This window comes from Peptoniphilus sp. (genome assembly GCF_034090345.1).
Classification (GTDB): Bacteria; Bacillota; Clostridia; order Tissierellales; family Peptoniphilaceae; genus Peptoniphilus.
In genome coordinates this window covers 1-24025 of sequence record NZ_JAXDSS010000129.1, presented here as the reverse complement: position 1 = coordinate 24025, position 24025 = coordinate 1, and the positions used below count along the sequence as shown (strand labels likewise).

Here is a 24025-nt window from a genome sequence, read left to right as displayed (position 1 = left end):
TTGCAAACTCTACAGTAAAAACAGTTTTTATATTAGGCACACTACTTACGCTTATTTTAGCATTATTTACTCGCAATAATTCTTTGGAGATTGATAATCCAAGCCCTGAACCTTTTGTTAATCTTGAACTATCTGCCTGATACATTCTGTCAAATACATATGGTAAGTCCTTTTTACTTATACCATCTCCATTATCTAAAATCGTCAAAACAAGTTTTGTATCCGATTCTTCTAATTTCAAATGTACTCTATCACAATTACTATGAACAATAATATTGTTTATAATATTGTTTAAACTTCTAAAATAAGCATTTTCATCTATCCTTATATTACATTCCCCTTCCGGAATTTCAATTTCATAACTTATATGTTTTTCTTCCAAAATAGGGATCCATTCGCTTACCACATTTCTTGTTAATTCGTTCAAATCCTTATCCTCAAAAGAAAACTTCCATTCTCCGGAATCCAATTTTACCCAATCAAAAAGTTTTTCTACAAAATCCTTTAAGTAATGTGCTTTACTTAAAGAAACCTTTATATAGTCATCTTTTTCATCACCTGTAACAAGTCCTTCTTGAACTGCTTCCAAATACCCAACCATAGATGCTAAAGGAGTTTTTACATCGTGAGATAAACTTGTCATGAGTGATTTATATGCCTGCTCCGCCTGTTTTTGCTCTATAAGTTTATTTTGACTTTGCAGTGTTATCTCATTTATATCGTGGCAAATTTTTTCAGTAGTATCATTTCTCTTAATTAAAATTCTACGATTGTAATCACCATTTTTGATATCAACAAGTACCTCTTGAATCCTATCTATTTTCTTTTTTATATACGTAATCTTTTTTACTAAATATAGGATCACACAAAAAAGCATCAAGATTATGATGGTTTTTATATCCATACATCATTCCCCCTTACTAAAACGGTAACCAACGCCTCTTACTGTCAAAATATAGGTCGGTTCTTCAGGGTTAGGTTCTATTTTTTTCGGAGTTTACTTATAAAGGACATGATATTACTATCATCAAAAAGATAATCTTCTTCCCAAACATTCGTATATATTTGTTTTTTTGTAAAAATTCTCCCTTTGTTAGATGCGAGAAAATATAACAAGTCAAATTCTTTACTTGTTAATTCGATACTGTTATTACTTATTTTTACAGTTCTATTCTCTTTATCTATTCTCATGTCTTCTATTATGATTTCTTTAGACTGATCTGTACTTTTCTGATTAAAGTCTGTGAATCTTCTGACCATAGCTTCAACTCTTGCCTTAAGTTCATTGATATTAAACGGCTTCGTTAGATAATCATCCGCACCTTGTTTGAGTCCATAAATTTTCGAATCATCATCAGACTTTGCGGTCAACATTAAAACCGGAACAGTGTATTCTTCTCTTATCATCTCTAAAACTTGAAATCCATCAAAATCAGGAAGCATAATATCTAATAAAACCAAGCAAAGATTGTTTGAATTTCGTATTTTTTTATATCCGTCCAGTCCATTATTGGCAATGTATACAGAATATCCTTCTGTACTTAAACATTTTTTAATTAGATTACATAATACAACATCATCATCTATAATTATTATCTCTTTCATATTTCAAAACTCCATAATAGCTATTCAACGTAGTTATAATCATTTATAAATATTTCCATTATATTAATGCTATTCTTTTTTATTTATATTATACCCACTCTAATGCTTTAACTACAGAATTATGTTTTTAACTGTACATTTTTGCCTCCTGTATAAATATTTTATAAACTTTCAATAACATCTTGTTTGAATTTATAATTATTAAATTTTATTTTTCTAACTAAAATAACCGCTAAAACAAATGATAAAACATCTGCCACCGGTTGTAGCAAATATATTCCAAATTCCCCAAACATATTTGACAAAATATATATCAATGGGATATAAAATATTCCCTGCCTTGAAATTGAAATGATTGATGCCCAAAAATATTGTCCTATATTCTGCATAAGCATACTACTTATTGCAAAGTATCCTAAAAGTGGCAATGTAATACATTGCATACTCAGTATCTCAGAACCGACTAAAATAACTTCATTATCATTTGACATAGCTTTAATAAGCGGTTCAGAAAAAACATATAACAAAATTGCCGACACAATTAAAAAAACTGTCCCAACTATTACTGAAATCTTAAAAGCTTTCTTAACTCTATCATATTGCTTTGCTCCGTAATTCATTGCACAGATAGGTTGAAATCCCTGTCCCCAACCTATCATTATCATATATGCCAATGCCACTATCCTTGAGCTTATTGTCAATGCTGCTATAACACTATCACCGTATTTTGCAGCTACAACATTAAGCAAAATCAGAGCTATGCTTGTAATAGATTGCCTTGAAAAATTAGGCATTCCTCCTGCCAAAATATGGTATACTCTTTCTTTATTCAGTTTTACTTTTTTTAAGTCAACAGCAATATTCCCATTTTTCTCTGATAAATTCGTTAATACGATGCACCCTGTAATTTGTCCTATCAATGTTGCATATCCGGCTCCAATAAAGCCAAATTTAAATCCGAACATCAATATAGGATCAAGCGCCATATTAACAGCCATTCCACTTATCAATCCTATCATTCCGTCTTTTACATTTCCACATAGTCTTAATTGATTGTAAAGAGTAATAGAATAAAGACCAAATGGAATGCTTATAATAATTACCTTTAGATACTCTACTGTAAAATTCAACAAGTTTTCAGAAGCACTTCCGCCTATAAATTTTGATAATGGTAAAATAAAAAACCATGATAAAACAGCTATCAAAATACCGATGACAATAGCAAAGAGAATTCCAATAGACGATATAATCTCTGCTTCCTTTTCTTCATTTTCTCCAATCTTTTTCGACATTATGTTTCCACTTCCATAGCCAAACCAAAATCCAATCGCTTGAATAAATCCCATAAAGCTAAACACAATGCCAATAGCAGCTGTCATAGATTTATTATTTAAAATGCCGACAAAAAATGTATCTGTCAGATTATAAATAACCATGACAAGCATGCCTATAATGGTGGGAATGGAAGTTTTAACTAATAATGGTAGAAGAGCATCGTTTAAAATAGCCTTTCTTCTCAATTCTTTTTTATTATTTAAGTTCATGCTACAAACCTCTAACTACACCTTTATTGCCATCTACTTGAATCATATCCCCATCTTTAAATTTTGTAGTAGCAAATCCTACCCCCAGCACCGCCGGAATATTAAACTCTCTTGCAACAATTGCAGCATGACTTAAAGCAGAACCTGTATCAGCTACAACTGCACTTGCCAGCTTAAATAACGGTGTCCACTCAGGATCGGTAAGATGGCAAACCAATATATCACCTTTTTTCATCTTATAAAATTCCTTCGGATTATTTATTATACACACTCTTCCGGCTACAATACCGGCACTTCCACTTACGCCCTTTAAAACATCTCCATTTGTTTCAAAAATTAACAACTTTGAGGCCTCCCATACTTTTATTGCCAAAGGAAACTTTTCATTTCTCCTATTTATTTTTTCCTTATCCGATTCATTTAGACTACCCCTATTCATTGCTTTCAAGAGTTCTTTATAAAACAGATTGGCAATCCCAATTTCATAATCTTCAGTTCCAATAAGAATACAGTTGATTCTTTTAACACACTGTCTTACATAATAAAATAAGGTTTCCCAAAAATATTGGCTTTCCTCACGAACTACATGAAAATATCTGAAATATTCTATTTGTTTTTCTATATTTTGAAACTTATGTCCATAAATTTCTTTTAGCCTTATCATTAACTCAGAAAAGTCTTTACTCTGTTTAATCTCATCACTACTTTCATCTGTGTTTAATATAGGTCTTAATATATTTATTAATCTATCAGGATCTTCAATAAATGTTTTTGCAGATAAACAATAGCAATTATAATCAGATTTAAATCCGTTATCTCTCATAAACTTATCTGTTATATCTTTAAAATCATCATGATTTTCATATAATTCTTTATAACTTTCTCCTGAAATAATATCTCTTTTTAAAGACTCGTTTTTTCTTATCTCACAAGCCATTTCATAAATATCATTTGTCACTGCTGATGTTTTATTATCCAAGCCCCAATAAAAATCAAATGAAGAATAGTTGGCATTTACTTTTTTGATTATTTTAGTAAATTTTTTATCGTTTAAAACTGATGGGAATAAAGCGTATTTGAATCTGTCATATGCTAATTTTTGTAAAAGAATATAACTGTATTCCATAAATTTTTTGCATTCTTCCAATGTCATATTTTCAAAATTTAAACTCTTAACTTTTTCTATTTGAGATTCATATTCCTCCATAAAATCGCTACACTTATGATAGCAATCGTCAAAATCTTTCATTTTATTTAAAATCTTAAAAAACTTAAATATATTTTTATTGATTTGTTTGCCTGTATCAGAAAAGGTTTGTATTCCATCATCATCTATAATCGGATTTCTTGGTAAAACAATTCCGACTTCCGATAAAATGTTAACTTTCTGATCATTAATTGCCGTAAAATAGTCGAAATCAAGCACTCTATATGCAAAAGGCATTTTTTCTAAAAGAAATGACATCATTTTTCGTGTACTTTTATTGATTTTTTTATCCTTTGTATATTTTTGGACCAAATTGTCTTCAGATAGACTATCTATAGAATGTTTCAATGTGGTAATAGCTCTTGCCTGTAAAATATATACTTCATCATCTTTAATTGCCCACTCAATATCCATTGGCATTTTATAATGTTTTTCAATATTCAAACAGGATTTTATCAGCTCTAATATTTCTTTATCATTTAATGCTCGTTTTTTTCTATCATTATCATAAACCGCTACCTCTACCGTGGTTTTCTCTCCATATATAATCTGGGTTTCCTTGCTTCCAATAGCTACTTCAATAATTTCTCCATTTTTGTCAACAATATAACTGTCTGCTATTACTCTTCCACTTACGACGCTCTCACCTAACCCATAACTTGCATTTATTAGCATCTCATTTTCTTTTTTACTTACCGGATTCACAGTAAACAAAACTCCCGCTTTTTCGCTTTCTACCATCTCCTGAATAACAACGGCAATTGAAACGGAACTTTGGTCATAACCTTGGTGTAATCTATAGCTCACCGCTCTGTTTCCCCATAAAGATGCGTAACAACTACGCACACCATTTAATACACTTTCAATGCCTTGAACATTTAAATAGGTTTCCTGTTGTCCTGCAAAACTTGCATCCGGTAAATCTTCCGCCGTTGCAGATGAACGCACGGCAACTCTTACATTATCTCCAAGACTAAAATATTTTTGTCTTATTGTATTCTCAAGTAATTTAGGAAATTTTCCGGATTTTATCTTGTTTCTAAGATGTTCAGCTATACTTAATAGAACTTTTTCATCATTTCCTGATTTCTTAATTTCATTTTCAATAAAAATATCAATACTGTTTTCCTTTAAAAAATCTCTATAGCCATCCGATGTAATAACAAATCCACTCGGAACATTTATATTTGCAGAGGTCATTTCTCCAAGATTGGCCCCCTTTCCTCCGGCGAGTAAAACATCTTCCTTTTTTATCTCATCAAAATTTAGTATCATAATGGTCTCCCTTTTAAAACTATATTTCTATATACCTGTTAATAATACTCTCTATGTAAATATGTAACACTTCCTCAAATGTATCTTCATTAAAATGAATGTAATTTGAACATATCACAAAACTACCGACAAAAGCATTGGATAATCCTTGCTTATCTACGCTTTTTACTGCACTATTTTTGTACCAATAGTCTATTAACCTATCCACAAAATCTCCATAAAGATTCTCTACTCTGTTTATTTTCTTTGAATCTTGACTTGCAAATATTTTAAATGCCTCTTGATAAATAGGCTGCGTTTTAATTTTAGTTGCCATATCTATGGCATACCTATAAATAACATCTGAAAGAAATTTTTTAGGATTTGTTAATGAATTTGAGAACTCCTTTTCAATATCATTCAATTTTTGTATTGATCTGTATGCCATTAAATCAATAATCAGAGATTCTTTGTCCTTCCAAAAATTATAAAAACTTCCTTGAGCTATCCCTACTCTTTTTGTCAATTCTGAAATATTAAGAGATTTTTTCCCTTTTTCATGAAACAAATCAAGTGCCGTTTCCATAATAGCTTCTTTGATTTTAACCTTCTCTTCTTCTGTAAATGCCTTTGCCATCTAAGCCTCCAAATTTTATGAACAACCCTATGAATTTTTTATTTTTTATTCATATATATTATAACGTTGACAAGTTTAAATATCAATGAATATTTCATTTTATATTCATTGATATTTTTAAATTGTTATTAGCAAAATTTCCTACTCCAAAATTACTGATAATATTTCTATAGTCATCCACCTATAACACTCCTTTTCGTATTAGTGTTTTTAAATATTCTAAACTTTATACATTAAAATTTAGTTCTCTTTTAATTTAAATTCTATACTATACGAATTGTTTTTGAGAAAGCGTTTTAATCTTTCCAGTCCTAAAATTTAATAAGAATTAATTTACGTTCTAATCTGAATTCAAAGTTATATTTATTAAACAGTGAATTCAAGCCAATGTTAACTGATATATATTCCCCTACTATTTTTATTTTAAATTCTAAATTGTATTTTGGCATAAAAAAACCCTTAAGTTAGGTTTTGTATTCCAACTTTAAGGGTCAGCTCATTCCGCTATTCGTTTTTCTTTTGGACATTTTACAACAGTCCCTCTCTTATTGATATTAAAAATAAAATATTTCTTCAAATTTTTTATCAAGTGCAATACATATTATAAGTGCTAATTTTGCCGTTGGGTTAAATTGTCCTGTTTCAATTGAACTTATAGTATTTCTTGAAACGCCAACAATATCAGCTAAATTTTGTTGTGACATTTTCTTTTCTGCTCTTATCTCTTTTAAATTGTTTTTTAACTTTAAGCTTTCGTCCATTATCTCAACCAATCCACTATTTGTGAAAAAAATAAAATTAACCCGCCAACTATCACTAAAATATATGATGTTTTTTCAAAATTACCACTATAATTTTTATTATATAACTTTGAAACAAATCTACCAACTATTGTCGCCATAAATACAAAAGTAGCTTGAGAAATATCTAAATTTTTATATCTTCCAACAATCCACACAATTATAAAAGCTATACTTGCAAAAATTGTTCCCAATTCATAACTCTTTAGTTTAAGACTTCTTTCTCTCTCATCACCAAATGTATTTTCTTTTTTATATTTATTTAATACTTCATCTTTATTCATACCCTCACCTCTATGACAAAATATACTTTACATGGTTTAGTAACAATACTATGAATGCGATACAGCTTAAAATAAACACTGCTAAAAAAATTTTTTCTTTTGAAAATTTATACTTTTCATAATATTCAGCCGCTATAACTCCACAAAATATAGATTGTATTGCATAACTTGTTTGCCCTGTAAAAATATTAAATACAATAAAAAATATAACTAACAATGTAAATGTTTTATATCCTAATTTCAATCCTCTAGTGTGTACATTTCCCGTTCCTTCATCTTCTTTGTTGTCTCTGTTCTTTTTTAATATTTCTTCTATATCCATTGTAACCTCCTAAGTTATTTCAACCATATCCAATACAGAGTAGCTAAAATTAAAATCACTGCCGGCATTAAAGCTACTAAAAATTGAAATAAATAAAATTTTTGTCTATTAAATCTATATAATGTATAGCCTTGAGATGAGACAAATATCAGATACATTCCAAGAATAGCTTCTCTCCAAACTACATCTTTTCCTCTTATAGCACATGAAACATAAATTAACACAAATACTAAAGACATCAAATTGAAACCTGTTTTTAGACCTTGCATTGAATAACTTTCTTTTGCTTCATCAAAATTTTCATCTCTACTCTTTTTAAGTATTTCTTCTTTTAACATTTTAATACCTCCTGACAAGTTTACTTGGTAATTGAATTATATCCCCGCCAAGTTTACTTGTCAATGAAAATTTGCAAAATAAAAAGTGCTACTAAAAGCACTTTCTAATTTATTAACTTTTAAACTTCTAAAGGAATGTGTTTAAACTCATTTACATCAAACAATCCTTTGTCTGTCATCTTTATATCCGGTATAACCGGTAAAGCCATAAATCCAAGAGTCATAAATGGATCTATTCCATCTCCTACTCCAAGCTCTTTTGCTTTTTCTAATAATTTCTTGATGTCTTCATGTACTTCTGTCATTGATTTACTACTCATAATGCCTGCTATATCAAGTCTTAAAGACCCTTCTAATTTTCCATTTGAAGATATTGCCATTCCACCACTCATCTCATCTATTTTCTTTATTACGTTTAGCATATCTTCATCATTGTCCCCAATAACAACTAAATTATGGCTATCGTGTGCTATTGTAGTTCCAACAGCGGCATTTTTTATATCATATCCCTTTATCAATCCTATTGCTATTGCAGAATTTCCGGTGTGTCTTTCAATTACCACTATTTTTCTTATTCCGTCATCTGAGTATTCGAAGTAACCATCTTTCACATCTACATCACAGATGATTTTCTTAGTTAAAAGTGATTCTTTTTCCATTTCAATTACATGGACTCTGTTTGAATTCAATCTAAGTTTTAAATCTTCTAATTTAAAATCTCTTATATTCATTTTTGAAAGTACCTTTGGAGAAAGTTTTTGTGGAAAATCTACTATTACTTTTCCATCTTCTGCTACTTTCTTGCCTCCAATGAAAACTGCTTTTGCGTTTATGTTATTCAAATCATCGAATAAAAAGAAATCTGCAACATACCCCGGTGCAATTGCCCCTGAATTTTCCATTTTGTAACACTGAGCCGGATTTAAAGTTGCCATTTTAATTGCATCTAAAGGTTCCATCCCCAATTTAATTGCTTTTCTCACATTGTTATCTACATTTCCATCTTTTAACAAGTCTTCCGGATGTCTATCATCTGTACAGAAGAAACAACGACTTATGTTATCTTTTGTAACTCCTTTTATCAGTGCTTCTAAATTTTTAGCAGCTGTACCTTCTCTTAATTGAATGTACATTCCTCGGCGAATCTTTTCTTTCATTTCATCTACAGCTGAACACTCATGGTCTGTTAAAATACCAGCTAATACATAATCGTCCAACGCCTTTCCTGATAAAAGCGGGGCGTGTCCATCTACTACCTTATTGCTATTTTTAGCCAAGTCAATTTTTTCCAAGATGTCTTCTGATCGATTTACTGTTCCAACAAAATCCATCATTTCTCCTAACCCCAAAACTCTCGGGTCATTTATCATCTCTTTATAATCGCAAGCTTTTAAAATAGCTCCACTTGTTTCAAATGGTGTACATGGAACGCATGATGGCAACATTACATATACATGTGCCGGTAGATCTTTTGTTTCATCTATTATGTATTCAAGCCCATCAAGCCCACACACATTTGCTATCTCATGTGGATCTGCTATTATAGTTGAAACTCCTCTTGCAACTAAACATTTTAAAAATTCAGCTGGAGATACCATAGAAGACTCTATGTGCACGTGTCCGTCAGTCATAGTTGGTGATAGGTAGGATCCTTTTGCATCTACAATCTCATCTGCATCTTCATAATCTCCAATGCCAATAATTTTTCCATTCTTCACTGCTACATTTCCCTTGTAAATTTCATTTTGAAATACATCTATTACTTTGACATCTTTTATTATCAAATCCGCTTTCATATCACTCTTTAACATTTCTCTCTCCTTATAAAAATAACATTTTAACTAAAGACAAAATTCCCATAGCATACATTGGTAAAGATATTTGTTTAAATTTACCAGTTATAATATTTAATACTACATAAGATAAAATTCCTATCATAATACCATCCGCAATACTGTAAGTAAGAGGAATTATTATAAAGGTTAAAAATGCAGGTATAGCTTCTGTTATATTATCAAAATCTATAGCTTTTACTGCACTTGTCATTGACAATCCAACTGTTACGAGAACCGGAGTTATAGCAGCACTTGGTACTATTAAAAATAGTGGGCTAAAAAATAATGCGAGTACAAACATTAATGCACTTGTCACTGCCATAAGTCCCGTTCGCCCTCCCTCTTCTATGCCGGCTGAAGTTTCTAATGTTGTTCCCACAACACTTGTTCCTAAACACCCCGCTACAATTGTTCCTAAAGAATCTACTAGAAAAGATTTATTCATATCTTTTGCTTCATTATTTTCATCTGTTAATCCCGCTTTTATTGAAAGGCCTGTTACAGTTCCTATATTGTTAAAAATAGACATGAAAATGAAAACGAATACACATACAGCCATGTCTGTAGTAAAAATTTCTTCAGTTCCTACAAATTTAAAAGCAGTTGGCATAAAAGAAGGCGGCAAGCTTACAATATTCTCCGGTAAAGATGTTATCCCTGTAACAATTGCTACCACCGTACTTCCTATTATTGTAATCAAGAAAGAACCTTTTATTTTAAAATAATTCATAGCAGAAAGTACAATAATCCCAAACAAAGCTAATAAAGCCTCAGGCTTTGTTATATCTCCTATTTTTAAAATAGCTCCCCCTGCTTCTACAATACCGGCATTCTTTAAACCTATAAATGTTACGAATAGACCGAGTCCAACAACCATTGCAATTTTTAAATTCATAGGTATAACATTGCTTAATGTTATACGTACTTTAAAAATTGTAAGTATTGTTAAGATTATCCCGGCTATTAAAACTGATGTTAAAGCAAATTGCCAACTTTTTCCCATTCCAAATACAATTGAAAATACAAAAAATGAATCAAATCCCAATAATGTACTAAACACAAATGGTAAATTAGCATATAACCCAGCTATTAATGTTGCAAAAATAGTACTTATAATTGTTGCCGTGAACACAGCACCTCTTGGTATCCCCGTTTCACTTAAATTACCGGGTATAACAGCTAAAATATAAGCTATAGTCATAAATGTTGTAATTCCTGCAAAAACTTCAGTTTTTACAGAAGTATTCCTACCCGATAAATCAAATAGCCTGTCCAAAAAATCTGATTTTTTCATTAATAACCTCCATAATTAAATAAAACGATTTCTTATATAATATTTTATTACTTTCCATCTATTTTGTAAATAAATTATTTTTATTAATTTATCACTTTATCGAGTGTTAAATATATACTATACTCTTTTATCTATGTCCTTTATTTAATTTATTATTTGTTAATAACTATGCTTATTTAAAAATTTAATTATAATATCTAAAAATGGATTATTTTTAATTTTGTTTACGTTTTTAAATTTTATTTCTATTTTAAAAGATGGTATTTCAAAATGTGTAAAAACTTTCTATAGCACCACTTTTAGTAACTTTTAATGAATACCAGAATTTAGAAAACAATTTTTTCTTGAGACTTTTAAGAACATTAATTTTAAACTTAAATTACAATATCAAATGGATAATAATTTTCTGATGTAAAAATTTAATGAGCAGTTAAACAGAAACAATCAGCCCAGATATTATAACATTCATTAAAAATTTAATAATATTAGAAAACCCAGGAGATTTTTCCTGGGTTTGTCTTCATTCTGAACACTTACTTATCAGTGCTAAATTTTAAATTGCTCTAGGTATTATTATCACAATAAGTATTACTATAAAAAATATTATTGTATAAGCTAAATTTTGTTTTAATTCTTTTGTTGTCAAGTGAATTGTATCCTTGCCCATAAGTCTTGCTATACAAGTTGATATATATCCTATTATAGGCATTATTAAAAGCGCTCCTAGTGAAGTAACTCCCATATCTAATAATCTATAGAATGTAAGAATCATCAACATAGTCAACAAAATATTAAGTGATAATACATTCTTTTTATCTAGCCAAATAAGTGCTAGTACTAAAAGTGTGGACACTATAAATATTATTCTAGCCAAATTATTCACTATAGTTATTCCGGATAGCTTAGCGTTATCTTTAAACTCTTGTGCATTTACTGTAAATCCTGAATCTGAAAAAGATATATTTTGTGCATCAGTGACTTTTTGTGAATTTGTAAACTTATCCACTTTAGCATTTGTCAAAAATACTGAAGTTCTGGATATAACATCCTCTTGTCTGTATTTTATGTCCATTGGCTCATAGTACAACGAGAAATTATAGCTTTCAACATTTGAATCAAGCTTAACTCTTATTTCAGATTTAGCTTTAAGATTAGTTTCTTTAGAATCAAGCGGAAGTTTTAATGACAATTTTTCATTAAACAGCATATTACTTATCTTATCATAATCACCTTTTAAATTAGCTACGCTATATTTTACTTCTATCGGTGCTTCAAAGAATACTTGCCTTACCGGCGTTCCTAAAATTCTAAAATTAGATCCATCCCCTATGTATGAAAATTCAACACCATACTTTATAAGTCTTCCACCATATCCATCAACCGGAGTCCTGGAAACCCTTAAGTTGGTGATATCAGATGGATTTTGAAATAGAATTCCTTGAAACTCTCTTGTAGAATTTTCATCCTGCTTCCATAAAATATCTGTTGAAAACTGTTTTGTTAATGTAGATAAAAAAAGAATTACAATAAAAATTCCAAATAGTATTACATTTTTCAACTTTCTATTCATTTTAACCTCCATATGTTTTAAGAAAACATTTTTCTAAGTACTATAATATCATATCACATCAAAATTATAAATTATAAAATTCAGATTTTATATTATACATTTTAATCTAAAAATAGAGGCTCGTATTGAGGCCTCTATTTTTAGATTAAAACACTTCTTTTCTTCTTCGTACAAATAACTTCATAACTGTGTACCACACGATAACAAAGTTTATTCCATCTATAATTTAATATGAAATTGTTAAAAATACTGCATCACTTCTATAAAGTCTACTTCCAATATAGATGACGTCATAAATAATTCAACTATCTACAAAAACTTCTGAAGCAGCTATTTAAAATAAGAAAATCAAAAAATCCTGATTGCAAAGTTGTTAAATCATTTATACCTTCGTCTGTAATACCAATTGCAAATTCAACAGAAGTTGTAACTATGCTTGTTCCAAGTAATGCTCCGGCTGTAGTTTCAACAGTATATACTAAAAACGTCTTACCTACATTTGGTAATTACATTTTTTCATTTAATAGCTTAGATTTTTTAACAACTCCTGTAAGTGTTCCACAAGTATTAAAGATAATACTGTTGAGCCAATGATACCATATAAAAAAGACTCTCTTCACATTCTATATAATCCAATTATCAAATTAAAACTATGACAATAGATGTAAATACAGCCCTCTATCCATTCCTAAATCAGAAAATATATTTGGAATGACTACTAAAATATGTGACCTGGTCATAAAGTTTTAAGTCCTGCCGAAATTTCTGTCTTAAATTCTGTCCATGCTTCTTTTAGACGAAATCTCCTCTCTCAAAAAAACACTATCGAAATAACTTATCTAATAAATTTAAAAAAGTATTTACGTTATATTCCTTTATTTTAAAATTATATATACATAGATATTAAACTTTTAATTTAACTCTATATTTTGTATCATAATCTAATATTGCAAAATTTACAATCTCTTTTAAAAATTCTTCAACTTGTTTTTCACTTCTGCCTATATAATTCACAGGATTTAAAATATTTTTAATGTCATCTTCTGTAATCGAAAAATCTTTATCCTTCGCTAGTAGTTCTAATAAGTTATTATCTTTTCCTTCATCTTTTACTCGACTCGCAGCTATCATGGAGTACTGTCTTATTTTTTCATGAAGTTCTTGTCTATTTCCCCCTCTTTTTACCGCTTCCATCAATATATTCTCAGTTGCCATAAAAGGAAGTTCTTGTTCAACGTGTCTTTCTATAACTTTTTCATTTACTACAAGCCCGCTTGTAACATTTATAGCTATATCCAAGATTGCATCTGTCGCCAAAAATCCTTCGGGAATTGAAAGTCTCTTATTTGCTGAATCGTCTAAAGTTCTTTCAAACCATTGTGTCGCTTCAACCATTGCAGGATTTTGCGCTATGTTTATTACATATTTTGACAATGATGCTATTCTCTCACTTCTCATCGGATTTCTCTTATATGCCATTGCAGAAGAACCTATTTGATTCTTCTCAAAAGGTTCTTCTACTTCTTTTAAATTTTGTAAAAGTCGTATATCATTAGTCATTTTATGAGCTGACTGAGCTATTTGTGATAGAGCTTGTAAAATTTGAAAATCTACTTTTCTTGTATAAGTCTGTCCTGAAACTGAAATAGCACTTGTAAATCCAAGTGAGTTTACTATTTTCTTTTCAAGTTCTTTAACTTTTTCATGATTTCCATCAAATAATTCTAAAAATGAAGCTTGAGTTCCAGTTGTGCCCTTTACTCCTCTAAGTTTAAGATTTTGTATTCTGTATTCAATTTCTTCTAAATCGATTAAAAAATCTTGAATCCAAAGAGTTGCCCTTTTCCCAACTGTAACTAGCTGTGCCGGTTGGTAATGAGTATAGCCAAGTGTAGGTAAGCCCTTATATTTTTCAGCAAATTCAGATATATTTTTTATCAATACCGCAAGTTTTTTAGCCACTAGCTTTAAAGCTCTTCTCATAACTATTATATCTGTGTTGTCATTTACATAACAGCTTGTAGCCCCAAGGTGTATTATCCCTGCTGCACTCTTTGCCACATCCCCATAAGCTTTTACGTGTGCCATTACATCGTGTCTAAGTTCTTTTTCATATTCAGCAGCTTTTTCAAAGTCTATATTATCTATATTTTCTTCTAATTCTTTAATTTGATCTAATGAAATACCTAATCCGAGTTCCATTTCAGCTTTTGCAAGTTCTGTCCACAATATTCTAAATGTCTTAAATTTTTCCATATCTGAAAAAATATGACTCATTTCTCTACTTGCATATCTGGTATTTAAAGGGCTATTATAAAGTTCTCTATCCATTATTTCTCCTTAAAATATTCTACTCCGGCTCTAAATATATTTTGATACTCAATTCCTTCTATATTTTTATACAAATCGCTATCAACTCTTTCAGAATGACCCATCTTACCTAAGATTTTACCATCTTTAGAAATCAATGATTCTATATTTAAAACTGAACCGTTTGGACAATCTTCATAAACTGCCACAACTTGCTCATTTTCAAATAAACTTCTCACACATTCTTCATTGCCTACCAGTCTACCTTCTCCATGTGATATTGGAACTTTATAAGATTTATTTTCTTCTAAAGTGTTCAACCAAGGTGAATTAGTAGTCAAAACTTTTGTATCTGCAAAACACGCTATATGCCTTCCAACAGTATTAAATGTCAATGTAGGATCATCTTCTCCCAACTCTTTTATTTCTCCGTAAGGCAACAAGCCTGTTTTTATAAGAGCTTGAAATCCGTTGCATATTCCCAAAATCAATCCGTCATTTTCTTTTAACATATACTCTATTGCTTCTTTTACTTTTGGCGACCTTATTACATTTGCTATGAACTTTCCTGAACCATCCGGTTCATCTCCCATTGAAAATCCGCCAGGTATTGCTAAAATTTGAGATGTTTTAATCAATCTTGCAAATTCATCTATTGATTCGTTTATATCTGAAGTAGTTCTATTTCTAAATAAAAGTATGTCTACTTCTGCACCTTCTTTTTCAAAGGCTTTCTTTGTATCCCATTCACTATTTGTGCCAGGAAATGCAGGAATTACAACTTTTACTTTTTCTACCGGTCTATTTGAATTTAGTCTTCTCTTTTCCACTTTTTTATTTTTAACTTCAGTGTCTAACTTTATTTTTGCCTTAGGCTTAAATATTTTATCTAAAGTGTGGATATAACTTTCTTCAAGCTCACTTTTCTCAAGTTCTATTCCATTTACAACTATTTTTTCAGAAAATTCACCTATATTTTTTATAAAATCTCTGTCTTGTAAATACTCAACTATAAAACTTCCATATCTTGGAGAATATAAATCTTCAAGTTCTATATCAAACCCTGTCTTATAAAGAGCTTGTTCATATATTTGAGGAAGAGTCCCTTTAGCTGTTATTGCACTTATTGAGATAATATTTTTCCCCAAAATATCTTTATGAATTTTCTCAAAGTTTTCTTTTAATTTACTTAAATTTAGTTTGAGATTTTCATCATATTCAATTTCGACTAATCCCAATCTACCTTTTTTCTTAAACTCAGGTGAAACTATATTTTCAACGTCTTCTGTTGAAACTGCAAATGAAATTAGAGTAGGAGGCACATTTATATCTTCAAAAGTACCACTCATTGAATCTTTTCCACCAATTGGAGGTGTTTCAAAGAATGCAGAACTTTCAAGTGCTCCAAGTAATGATTTCAAAGGCTTAGACCAAGATTCTTCAGATCCAAGTCTTTCATAAAACTCTTGTAAAGAAAGTCTTATATTTTCAACTGAGCTTCCTGTTGCAATCAACTTTGAAATTGATTCAATTACAGCATAGTAACCACCTAGGTATTGAGATTCTTCTGAAAGCTTCGGATTACATCCATAGCTCATAAGTGATACTGTCTTTACATCTCCATCAAATGAAGGAATTTTTGCAACCATAGCTTGTATTGGCACTGTTTGATTTTTACCACCAAGCGGAGAAAGCACTGTTGCCCTTCCAACGGATTGGTCAAATAATTCAATCAAATTCTTTTTTGAAGTTATATTTAAATCCCTTAGATATTCTTTTAAATTTTCAGGATTTCTATCTTCAACTTTTAAAGAACTAGGTAAACTTTCAGATTTAACTTTAACCTTTTGCGTTCTCTCTGCTCCGGTTGAATTGATGAATTCATAACTCATATCTGCTATAACTTTGTCTTTATATAGCATTACCATTCTTCCATCATCTGTAACTGTAGCAACATGGGTAGTTTCCAAATTTTCTTCTTCGGCAAGTTTTACAAAAGTTTCTCTATCTTTCGGTGCAATTACCACAGCCATTCTCTCTTGTGATTCTGAAATTGCAATTTCTCTTGGCTTTAATCCCTCGTATTTTAAAGGTACTCTATCTAAATAAATTTCTATACTATCTGAGAGTTCTCCAATTGCAACACTTACTCCACCAGCACCAAAATCATTACACTTTTTAATTAATTCTGCAGCTTCTCTTCTTCTAAAAAGCCTTTGTATCTTTCTCTCTTCCGGTGCATTTCCCTTTTGTACTTGAGCTGACTCTGTCTTAATTGAAGATATGATATGTGATTTAGATGAACCCGTTGCTCCACCTATGCCATCTCTACCTGTTCTTCCTCCTAGTAAAATTACTAAATCACCTTTTACAAGTTCCATTCTCTTCACATTTTCTAAAGGTGCTGCAGCTATTACGGCCCCTGCTTCCAATCTCTTTGCAACATATCCGCTGTGGTACATTTCGTCTACATAACCTGTGGCTAGACCAATTTGATTACCATAAGATGAATATCCCTTTGCAGCTTCTGTAGTTATTTTCTTTTGTGGTAACTTGCCTTCTAAAGTGTCTGCTACTGATGTAAATGGGTCAGCTGCTCCAGTTATTCTCATAGCTTGATATACAAATGCTCTTCCACTCAGCGGGTCTCTTATAGCTCCCCCTAGACAAGTACTTGCTCCACCTATTGGTTCTATTTCTGTAGGGTGGTTGTGAGTTTCATTTTTAAACATCAAAAGATAATCTCTTAATTCTTCTCTTCCGTCAATTTCAACTTTAACTTTTATTTTTATTGAGCAAGCATTTATTTCTGAACTGATTTCAAGGTCTTCAAGTTTCCCATTTTGTCTTAGATATTTTGCAAATATGGTTCCAAAACTCATCAAGCTTATCGGCTTTTTAATATTCAATTCTTGGCGTAAATTTAAATAGTATTCAAAGGATTTTTTAATTTCTCTATCTAAATTGGTCTTCTCTTCAAAATCGATATCAAGTCCTGTGTTAAATGTAGTATGTCTGCAATGGTCTGACCAATAAGTGTCAATAATAGACAATTCTGTTTCGTTTGGATCTCTACTTTCACTTTTAAAGTATTCTTGAAAAACCTTTAAATCTTCCAAGTTCATAGCTAAATTTTTATTTTTTAAAAATTCATCAAGTTCTGAATCTGAGAAATTTATAAATCCATCATAAGTAATATTTTCGGCATTATTTTTTGTGTTTTTTTCTAATGACTGACATTCATAGTCTAATTTTATGCTTTCAGAGTCTACAGGATTTACCAACAGATTTTCTATTCTTTCAAGTTCTTGTTCATCAATACCTTTAAATTCATACACTCTAGTCACTTTTGCAAGTATATTGTCATTTGTAAAAAGTGCTATTGTGTCCAACAAGCCCTGCTTTCTTTGGTCAAATTGACCCGGAAGATACGAAACTCTTATAACTTTATCAAAACTATTTTCTAAATTCTTTACTTCTTCTCCAACGTAGACCTCGTCTACAGGTTTTTCTGAGAGAATTGTATACAATATTGAATTTAAAGTCTTCTCGTCTATTTTCAAATCATACCTTCTATAAATTCTCAACTTTTCTACTTGTATATTTAAAGAATTTTCAATTTCTTTTTTTACGTCCTCAGACTCATAATCAAATTCATCTTTTTTTTTGACATAAATTATCTTTATATCTTCATTCATGATTTATATCCTCCTCAAATGAGTATCGGATCAACGGGATAATCACCGTTGAAACAAGCTTTGCAAAATATCTCTTTTTCTTTTAAACTTGCTTCTATCATTCCTTCCATAGAGATAAAAGCTAAAGAGTCCGCTCCTATTTTTTCTCTAATTTCCTCAATAGAATAATTTGCTGCAATTAAATTCTTTCTCGATGGAGTGTCTATGCCATAGTAACAAGGGTACTCAACCGGCGGAGAAACTATTCTCATGTGCACTTCCTTTGCACCTGCTTCTTTCATTCGCTTGATTAAATTTGCAGAAGTAGTTCCCCTTACAATTGAATCGTCTACAACAACTATCTTCTTACCTTTTAGAACAGTTCCAAGTGGATTTAACTTCATCTTTACACTTATTTCTCTTTCTTCATTTGTTGGCTTTATGAAAGTTCTTCCCATATATCTGTTCTTTACCAATCCCTCTGCAAATGGAATTCCCGTTTCTTGAGCATACCCTATCGCCCCCGGTGTTCCACTGTCCGGTACTGAAATTATCAAATCAGCTTCAACCGGCGCTTCTCTTGAGAGAATTTCCCCGCATCTTCTTCTGAAATTATATGAATTTATATCATCAAGAGTTGCATCATCTCTGGCAAAATAAACATATTCAAAAATACAGTGGTGTCTTTCATTGTCGCTTTCATAGAATTCAGATTTTATTCCATTCTTATCAATTACGATTATTTCGCCAGGTTCAACATCTCTTTTTTCAGATACTCCAATTATCTCAAGTGGTGCATTTTCTGATGCTACTATACATTCTCCATCTTCTCCAACACCAAGCACAAGAGGTCTAAATCCATTTGGATCTCTAAATGCAATCAGTTTACCTTCAAACATCATAACAATTGAATAAGCTCCTTGAATTATTCCCATCGTCTTTTTTATAGCTTCAATGATGTTATCTTTATAGTATCTTGATATCAAAAATAGAATTACTTCACTGTCTATGGTAGTTTGGAACATCATTCCATCTTCTTCCAGTCTTGTCTTTAAGATTTGATGATTTATTAAATTTCCATTATGAGCTAAACATATTTCCTTGCCCCTCGTAAATCCGATTAAAGGCTGTGTATTGTATTCAAATGAACCCCCTGCTGTAGAATATCTGACATGTCCTATCCCTATCGTTCCGGACAATTTATTCAAAACTTCTTCACTGAAAATATCGTAAACTAGACCCATGCTCTTTTCTAAACGCATTTTCTCACCATCAAAGACGCATAGCCCTGCTGACTCCTGTCCTCTATGTTGAAGTGAATTAAGTCCATAGAATAACTTCTTACCAACTTCTTTATTTGAATATATTCCTATTACTCCACACATTAGCCATTTATCCTATTCAAAACTTCTTTGTAACCTTCTATCAAATCTCCTAAATCTCTTCTGAAAATATCTTTATCATATTTTTTATTAGTATCTTTGTCCCATAATCTACAAGTGTCTGGACTTATCTCATCTGCCAACAAAATATTTCCATTTTCATCCTTTCCATATTCAATTTTAAAATCTACTAATTTTAGATTTATCTTTTCAAAGAAATCTTTTAGTAAATCATTTATCTTTAGAGTTTCTCTCTTTAAATAGTCATACTCTTCTTTTGTAATCATTCCCAATACTATAGCATGATCTTCAACCATCAAAGGGTCTCCTAAATCATCATTTTTATATGACAATTCAAAAGTTGGAACTTTAAATACAATTCCTTCATCAACACCATATCTCTTTGCAAAAGAACCCGCTGAAATATTTCTTACAATAACCTCTAAAGGCATAATTTTGACTTTTTTAACCCTCATTTGTCTGTTGTCCACAGTTTCAACATAATGAGTTTTAACACCATTTTCTTCTAACATCTTAAATATCGATGTTGTAATGGCAAGATTTAACTCTCCTTTACCAAGTATATCTGCTCTTTTTTCTCCATTACCTGCTGTTGCAGTATCTTTATACTTGATAATGTACTCAGAATTATTATCTGTACTATAAACTTCCTTAGCTTTGCCTTCATAAATTTTTCCCATATCATTTCTCCTAAAAAAAATAGAGAATCGCACAACGATTCTCTCAGTTAGATATTTTTAGTTACAACTATAGCTCTCTTAGAAAAGTTTACACTATCTCCTAGGTCTGTTTTTAAATCATTTTGTAAAATATTGTTAAGCAACATAAAAACATTATGAATATCAATTACAAACTTATTCGACATAGTGTTTTCTCCTTTTATCTATTACATTTTGTATTATAACATAGAATTTTATTTTTTTAAAATATTATTATTATTTTTTTCACAAGCCTTCAATCCCCTTAATTTGGCTATTTTAATAATTATTAGTTATAAAATTTTTTCTCAATAATTTTATTAATGCTAAAAAATATATAAAAAAGAACCGAAAGCCTCGGTTCAATTCTAAAATTTATAATTTAAAAGACGCTATCTTTAAATAATTTCCTTCTTCATGGATATTTAAATTCCATTTTCCTTCCAAACTCTTTTCTCTTGCAAGCTCTTCAAAATAGAACATTATTACTCCGATATCTATCAAACTTCTCAAGTCTTCATCAGATTTTACTATATATATTTCTACTTCAGAGTCTTTTATAACAAATCTCCACGGTTGAAAATTCTTATGACTTGGAGCATATATAATTGTTGAGAATATATCAAGTAGCCCTCTTTCTTCAAGAACTTCTGCTGAAACAGGGTTTCCAATTTCACCATCAAAAACCATTTCTTTCACAGGATTTCTTGAGCTTGTTGTTTCTTTAGAGAAGAATTTCTTTGCTTTTCCATATCCAAAACCTATAAGATAATTTATCTTATCTCCATCCTCTCCAAATACACTCTTCATTGTATCTTTATCTACTTCATCAACTGTAATCCAGCAAGTATCTATATTCAGGTCTACAATTTTAGTATTTAATTTTTCAAGAGCATAACCTATTTTTAATTTATTTTCTAATGTCTCTTTCCCTGAAGATATGCTCACATAGTGTGGAGATTCGATCATAACTCCGCCATATCCTGCCTTGCCCTTTAACCCTTCAGAAACTATTGAACCATTTTCTAAAAGTTGAAACTTAAGAAGCCCATTTTCTTCTCTTGAAATTTGCTCTATCGCATCTTTTATAATTTCAAGCTCATACTTATCTACCTTGGTCGGTTTGAAATCTCTTACAGATTTTCTCTTTTGTAAAAAATTAGTTACTAACATTAATTCCTCCTAAATAAATTTTCCTCTTAAATATGTAATAGCTACCTGATATATATGATCATGTACAATTACACTGGCAATTATTCCAATTATAACTCCTGCAAGCACATCTGTGGGGTAATGCACTCCTAGATATATTCTTGAAATTGCAATAAGTGTTGCAATTATTAATACAACTAATTTTATTGCAGGATAATTCAATGCAATGCTCATGCCAAGTGTAAATGCTGCAGCTGAATGACCTGATGGAAATGAATAATCTGAAAGGTCAATTCCATAAGTGTTTAAATTTTCCAAAATCCAGTAGGGTCTGTTTCTCGAAAAAATTCTCTTTAAAATCTGTACAAATAGTGTTGATACAATCAAACTCAAAATTATTTCTACAGATAATTCTCTAATTTTACCACCAATTAAAAACATTAAGAGAGTAATCAATGCCACACTCACTGCTCCACCCAAATTCGTTATATGATAAAATAAAAAATTAGTGTATCTACTATTCATTTTTTGGTTTATCAACTTTATAAAAAAGTTGTCAAACATTTTAAATGGATTCTTCATAGGCACCTCTAATTAATTATATAACAATGCTTCATAATGTAAAAGTCTTTTTAAATATATTGGAAACCTCTAAGATAATTAAATCTAATAAAATTTTATAAACCCCCTATTTCTTTAATTTTTGACAAATTTATATTACAATTAATACAAAGGTGGTGTAGAGTTGCAATTATCTTCAGAACAAATTAAAGCCATTAAACATACGACAGGGCCTGCTCTTACCCTTGCTGTGCCCGGTTCCGGAAAAACAACAATGCTTTTACACAGGATTTTAAAACTTATAGATTTAGGTGTGAATCCATCTGAAATTTTAACAATAACTTTTTCTAAAGCTTCTCAAATGGATATGAAAAAAAGGTTTGAAGAAATGGACATAAAAACTTCTTCTAAACCTCAGTTTTCAACTATTCATGCCCATGCTTACAGAATAATTCGTGATTACTATAGGTTAAAGGGCAGAGATATGATATTGATAGATGAAGGTTCATCCGGAAAATATGATATACTTCGCAAGATATATTTTCAAATTAACCATAAAAATGTTGGCGAAGAAACACTTGAACAAATTATTTCTAAAATTTCTTACTTTAAAAATTCTTTAGAAATTCCAACTGATAAAAGTGCAAAAATTATAAACTTCACAAAAATTTATAATGCCTACGAAAAATATAAAGATGAAAACAATTTAATCGACTTTGACGATATGGTTGTAAAGGCTTTAGATGTCCTAAAGTCAGAACCAAACATCAGAAATAAATATAAAAATATGTATAAATTTGTTCAACTTGACGAAGGACAAGATACTTCTATATCTCAATTTGAACTTTTAAAATATTTAACCGCTCCAAATCATAATTTATTTATCGTTGCAGATGATGACCAATCAATCTATGCTTTTAGAGGAGCTAACCCAAATTATCTACTAAATATTGAAAAAATTTATAAAGACGTCAAGTACTACTACTTACAATATAATTTCCGTTCATCTAAAAATATAGTCTCTACTTCAAATTTATTTATTAGAAACAATAAGAATAGATTTAATAAAAATATAGTTACCGTAAATGACTATATAAGTCCGGTTAACATAATTAAAGTTCAAAACAATAAAGAACAGTATAAATTTATCAAAAAGAAAATGGTAGAATCGCCTGATAAATCCTATGCCGTTATCTATCGAAATAACTTGTCTTCTCTTGGATTGGTTGAATATTTTGAAAGAAATAAAGTTGAATTCAACGTCAAGGGAAATAGATTGAAATTTTTTAATCATTTTGTAGTTAGAGATGTACTCAACATAATAAAATTTAGTTATAATATGGATGATATAGATTTATTTTCAGAAATATATTACAAAATAAAAGGATATATCTCAAAAAAACATATTTTATTTTTAAAAAAGAGTTATTCAAAAAATATTTTAAGGTCTTTAATAAATTATCCGGATCTTCCTAGTTATTATAAAGATAACATATTCTCTCTTATGAATGACTTTAAAAAACTTAAATCTCTA

At 30.2% G+C, this 24025-nt stretch carries 20 protein-coding genes and 1 pseudogene; 2 read left to right on the top strand and 19 right to left on the bottom strand.

Annotation, left to right across the window (positions count from 1 at the left end):
- The 12 genes and pseudogenes from SOR77_RS09620 to SOR77_RS09565 all read right to left on the bottom strand — a co-directional run.
- A partial coding sequence (locus SOR77_RS09620; protein ID WP_320636885.1) for a HAMP domain-containing sensor histidine kinase occupies positions 1-904 on the bottom strand: 904 nt, incomplete at its 3' end.
- A 3-nt stretch (positions 905-907) separates the two neighbouring features.
- Positions 908-1605, bottom strand: a pseudogene (locus SOR77_RS09615) (response regulator transcription factor).
- A 161-nt stretch (positions 1606-1766) separates the two neighbouring features.
- Positions 1767-3149, bottom strand: a complete 1383-nt coding sequence (locus SOR77_RS09610) for an MATE family efflux transporter (RefSeq protein WP_320636884.1) — start codon at positions 3147-3149, stop codon at positions 1767-1769.
- A 1-nt stretch (position 3150) separates the two neighbouring features.
- A complete protein-coding gene (locus tag SOR77_RS09605; protein WP_320636883.1) occupies positions 3151-5631 on the bottom strand; it encodes a PEP/pyruvate-binding domain-containing protein in 2481 nt (826 codons plus the stop codon).
- Between the two features lie 19 nt (positions 5632-5650).
- The gene (locus SOR77_RS09600) at positions 5651-6247 is read right to left on the bottom strand and encodes a TetR/AcrR family transcriptional regulator (RefSeq protein ID WP_320636882.1); all 597 of its coding nucleotides are present in this window, start codon (positions 6245-6247) and stop codon (positions 5651-5653) included.
- Between the two features lie 554 nt (positions 6248-6801).
- On the bottom strand, positions 6802-7008 hold the full coding sequence (locus tag SOR77_RS09595) for a helix-turn-helix transcriptional regulator (protein WP_004823566.1): 207 nt from the start codon (positions 7006-7008) through the stop codon (positions 6802-6804).
- Positions 7008-7331, bottom strand: coding sequence for a DUF6442 family protein (locus SOR77_RS09590; RefSeq protein ID WP_004823565.1), 324 nt, complete (start codon positions 7329-7331; stop codon positions 7008-7010). The genes SOR77_RS09595 and SOR77_RS09590 overlap by 1 nt, the downstream gene beginning before the upstream one ends.
- A 10-nt stretch (positions 7332-7341) precedes the next feature.
- On the bottom strand, positions 7342-7653 hold the full coding sequence (locus tag SOR77_RS09585; RefSeq protein WP_320636881.1) for a DUF6442 family protein: 312 nt from the start codon (positions 7651-7653) through the stop codon (positions 7342-7344).
- Positions 7654-7667: 14 nt separating this feature from the next.
- A complete protein-coding gene (locus tag SOR77_RS09580) occupies positions 7668-7991 on the bottom strand; it encodes a DUF6442 family protein (protein ID WP_320636880.1) in 324 nt (107 codons plus the stop codon).
- Positions 7992-8110: 119 nt separating this feature from the next.
- A complete protein-coding gene (gene ade / locus SOR77_RS09575; RefSeq protein ID WP_320636879.1) occupies positions 8111-9802 on the bottom strand; it encodes an adenine deaminase in 1692 nt (563 codons plus the stop codon).
- A gap of 10 nt (positions 9803-9812) precedes the next feature.
- Positions 9813-11120: an NCS2 family permease gene (locus SOR77_RS09570; protein WP_320636878.1), complete on the bottom strand. Its 1308-nt coding sequence runs from the start codon at positions 11118-11120 to the stop codon at positions 9813-9815.
- A 553-nt stretch (positions 11121-11673) separates the two neighbouring features.
- Complete coding sequence (locus SOR77_RS09565) at positions 11674-12690, bottom strand: hypothetical protein (protein ID WP_320636877.1); 1017 nt, start codon at positions 12688-12690, stop codon at positions 11674-11676.
- Positions 12691-13122: 432 nt separating this feature from the next.
- On the opposite strand from SOR77_RS09565, the gene SOR77_RS09560 reads away from it, so the two are divergent.
- Positions 13123-13284 carry a hypothetical protein gene (locus tag SOR77_RS09560; RefSeq protein WP_320636876.1) on the top strand — a complete coding sequence of 54 codons (162 nt, stop codon included), beginning with the start codon at positions 13123-13125 and terminating at the stop codon, positions 13282-13284.
- A gap of 309 nt (positions 13285-13593) precedes the next feature.
- Here SOR77_RS09560 and purB read toward each other — a convergent pair whose 3' ends face one another.
- The 7 genes from purB to SOR77_RS09525 all read right to left on the bottom strand — a co-directional run bounded on the left by purB (position 13594) and on the right by SOR77_RS09525 (position 22512).
- Positions 13594-15021: an adenylosuccinate lyase gene (purB, locus tag SOR77_RS09555; RefSeq protein WP_320636875.1), complete on the bottom strand. Its 1428-nt coding sequence runs from the start codon at positions 15019-15021 to the stop codon at positions 13594-13596.
- Entirely contained in the window at positions 15021-18698 is a 3678-nt protein-coding gene (locus SOR77_RS09550; RefSeq protein ID WP_320636874.1) for a phosphoribosylformylglycinamidine synthase, read from the bottom strand. Before SOR77_RS09550 ends, purB begins: the two co-directional genes overlap by 1 nt.
- Before the next feature lie 14 nt (positions 18699-18712).
- Entirely contained in the window at positions 18713-20062 is a 1350-nt protein-coding gene (purF, locus tag SOR77_RS09545; RefSeq protein WP_320636873.1) for an amidophosphoribosyltransferase, read from the bottom strand.
- The gene (gene purC, locus SOR77_RS09540; protein WP_320636872.1) at positions 20062-20760 is read right to left on the bottom strand and encodes a phosphoribosylaminoimidazolesuccinocarboxamide synthase; all 699 of its coding nucleotides are present in this window, start codon (positions 20758-20760) and stop codon (positions 20062-20064) included. The genes purF and purC overlap by 1 nt, the downstream gene beginning before the upstream one ends.
- A 47-nt stretch (positions 20761-20807) precedes the next feature.
- The gene (locus SOR77_RS09535) at positions 20808-20945 is read right to left on the bottom strand and encodes a hypothetical protein (protein ID WP_320636871.1); all 138 of its coding nucleotides are present in this window, start codon (positions 20943-20945) and stop codon (positions 20808-20810) included.
- Positions 20946-21153: 208 nt separating this feature from the next.
- Complete coding sequence (locus SOR77_RS09530) at positions 21154-21951, bottom strand: nitroreductase family protein (RefSeq protein WP_320636870.1); 798 nt, start codon at positions 21949-21951, stop codon at positions 21154-21156.
- A 9-nt stretch (positions 21952-21960) separates the two neighbouring features.
- Positions 21961-22512 carry a phosphatase PAP2 family protein gene (locus SOR77_RS09525; RefSeq protein ID WP_320636869.1) on the bottom strand — a complete coding sequence of 184 codons (552 nt, stop codon included), beginning with the start codon at positions 22510-22512 and terminating at the stop codon, positions 21961-21963.
- A gap of 163 nt (positions 22513-22675) precedes the next feature.
- Between SOR77_RS09525 and SOR77_RS09520 the strand changes: the two genes are divergently transcribed.
- The coding region (locus SOR77_RS09520; protein WP_320636868.1) for an ATP-dependent helicase at positions 22676-24025 on the top strand (1350 nt) is incomplete at its 3' end.

Excerpts from the sequence above, each read along its gene's own strand:
- SOR77_RS09595 (WP_004823566.1), bottom strand. The coding sequence starts at position 7,008 with ATGGACGAAAGCTTAAAGTTAAAAAACAATTTAAAAGAGATAAGAGCA.
- purC (WP_320636872.1), bottom strand. The coding sequence starts at position 20,760 with ATGGGAAAAATTTATGAAGGCAAAGCTAAGGAAGTTTATAGTACAGAT.
- SOR77_RS09590 (WP_004823565.1), bottom strand. The coding sequence starts at position 7,331 with ATGAATAAAGATGAAGTATTAAATAAATATAAAAAAGAAAATACATTT.
- SOR77_RS09560 (WP_320636876.1), top strand. The coding sequence starts at position 13,123 with ATGCTTGTTCCAAGTAATGCTCCGGCTGTAGTTTCAACAGTATATACT.
- SOR77_RS09535 (WP_320636871.1), bottom strand. The coding sequence starts at position 20,945 with ATGTCGAATAAGTTTGTAATTGATATTCATAATGTTTTTATGTTGCTT.
- purF (WP_320636873.1), bottom strand. The coding sequence starts at position 20,062 with ATGTGTGGAGTAATAGGAATATATTCAAATAAAGAAGTTGGTAAGAAG.
- SOR77_RS09605 (WP_320636883.1), bottom strand. The coding sequence starts at position 5,631 with ATGATACTAAATTTTGATGAGATAAAAAAGGAAGATGTTTTACTCGCC.
- SOR77_RS09525 (WP_320636869.1), bottom strand. The coding sequence starts at position 22,512 with ATGAAGAATCCATTTAAAATGTTTGACAACTTTTTTATAAAGTTGATA.
- SOR77_RS09565 (WP_320636877.1), bottom strand. The coding sequence starts at position 12,690 with ATGAATAGAAAGTTGAAAAATGTAATACTATTTGGAATTTTTATTGTA.
- SOR77_RS09610 (WP_320636884.1), bottom strand. The coding sequence starts at position 3,149 with ATGAACTTAAATAATAAAAAAGAATTGAGAAGAAAGGCTATTTTAAAC.
- purB (WP_320636875.1), bottom strand. The coding sequence starts at position 15,021 with ATGGATAGAGAACTTTATAATAGCCCTTTAAATACCAGATATGCAAGT.
- SOR77_RS09530 (WP_320636870.1), bottom strand. The coding sequence starts at position 21,951 with ATGTTAGTAACTAATTTTTTACAAAAGAGAAAATCTGTAAGAGATTTC.
- SOR77_RS09550 (WP_320636874.1), bottom strand. The coding sequence starts at position 18,698 with ATGAATGAAGATATAAAGATAATTTATGTCAAAAAAAAAGATGAATTT.
- ade (WP_320636879.1), bottom strand. The coding sequence starts at position 9,802 with ATGTTAAAGAGTGATATGAAAGCGGATTTGATAATAAAAGATGTCAAA.
- SOR77_RS09600 (WP_320636882.1), bottom strand. The coding sequence starts at position 6,247 with ATGGCAAAGGCATTTACAGAAGAAGAGAAGGTTAAAATCAAAGAAGCT.
- SOR77_RS09585 (WP_320636881.1), bottom strand. The coding sequence starts at position 7,653 with ATGGATATAGAAGAAATATTAAAAAAGAACAGAGACAACAAAGAAGAT.
- SOR77_RS09580 (WP_320636880.1), bottom strand. The coding sequence starts at position 7,991 with ATGTTAAAAGAAGAAATACTTAAAAAGAGTAGAGATGAAAATTTTGAT.
- SOR77_RS09570 (WP_320636878.1), bottom strand. The coding sequence starts at position 11,120 with ATGAAAAAATCAGATTTTTTGGACAGGCTATTTGATTTATCGGGTAGG.